Origin of the sequence: Vibrio proteolyticus NBRC 13287 (assembly GCF_000467125.1) — a bacterium.
Classification (GTDB): Bacteria; Pseudomonadota; Gammaproteobacteria; order Enterobacterales; family Vibrionaceae; genus Vibrio; species Vibrio proteolyticus.
On the sequence record NZ_BATJ01000044.1, the window covers coordinates 1 to 1,161 of the forward strand.

1 protein-coding gene is annotated in these 1,161 nt (G+C 48.8%); it reads right to left on the bottom strand.

What is annotated here, in order from left to right; all coding sequences use genetic code 11:
* Positions 1 to 1,161, bottom strand: a 1,161-nt coding sequence (gene tuf, locus VPR01S_RS21870; protein ID WP_040903379.1) for an elongation factor Tu, incomplete at both ends; no start/stop codon positions are given.

Genomic DNA, 1,161 nt, shown 5'->3' on the forward strand with positions numbered 1-1,161 from the left:
CACCAGCACCTACTGTACGGCCGCCTTCACGGATCGCGAAACGTAGACCTTCGTCCATCGCGATTGGTGCGATCAGCTCAACAGTCATCTTGATGTTGTCGCCTGGCATTACCATTTCTACGCCTTCTGGTAGCTCGATGTTACCAGTTACGTCAGTTGTACGGAAGTAGAACTGTGGACGGTAGCCTTTGAAGAATGGAGTGTGACGACCACCTTCATCTTTAGACAGTACGTAGACTTCTGATTCGAACTTAGTGTGTGGAGTGATTGAACCAGGCTTAGCTAGTACTTGACCACGTTCTACTTCGTCACGCTTAGTACCACGCAGAAGTGCACCAACGTTCTCACCTGCACGACCTTCGTCAAGCAGTTTACGGAACATTTCAACACCAGTACAAGTAGTAGTCGTAGTCTCTTTGATACCTACGATAGCAACTTCGTCACCTACGTTTAGGATACCACGCTCGATACGGCCAGTTACTACTGTACCACGACCCTGGATTGAGAATACGTCTTCGATTGGCATCAGGAACGGCATGTCTACTGCACGCTCTGGCTCTGGGATGTAAGTGTCCAGTGCTTCTGCCAGTTCAACGATTTTCGCTTCCCACTGCTCTTCGCCATTCAGCGCGCCTAGTGCAGAACCTTGGATAACTGGTAGGTCATCACCTGGGAAATCGTACTCAGAAAGAAGTTCACGAACTTCCATTTCTACTAGCTCTAGAAGCTCTTCATCGTCAACCATGTCACATTTGTTCATGAATACGATGATGTATGGGATACCAACCTGACGGCCTAGTAGGATGTGCTCACGAGTCTGTGGCATTGGGCCATCAGTTGCAGCTACTACCAGGATACCACCGTCCATCTGAGCAGCACCAGTGATCATGTTTTTAACGTAGTCCGCGTGTCCTGGACAGTCAACGTGTGCGTAGTGGCGAGTTGGAGTGTCGTACTCTACGTGAGAAGTAGCGATAGTGATACCGCGCTCACGCTCTTCTGGAGCGTTATCGATAGATGCGAAGTCTTTAGCTACACCGCCGTAAACTTTAGCAAGAGTAGTACAGATAGCTGCAGTTAGAGTTGTTTTACCGTGGTCAACGTGGCCGATAGTACCAACGTTTACGTGCGGTTTCGTACGTTCAAATTTTTCTTTAGACA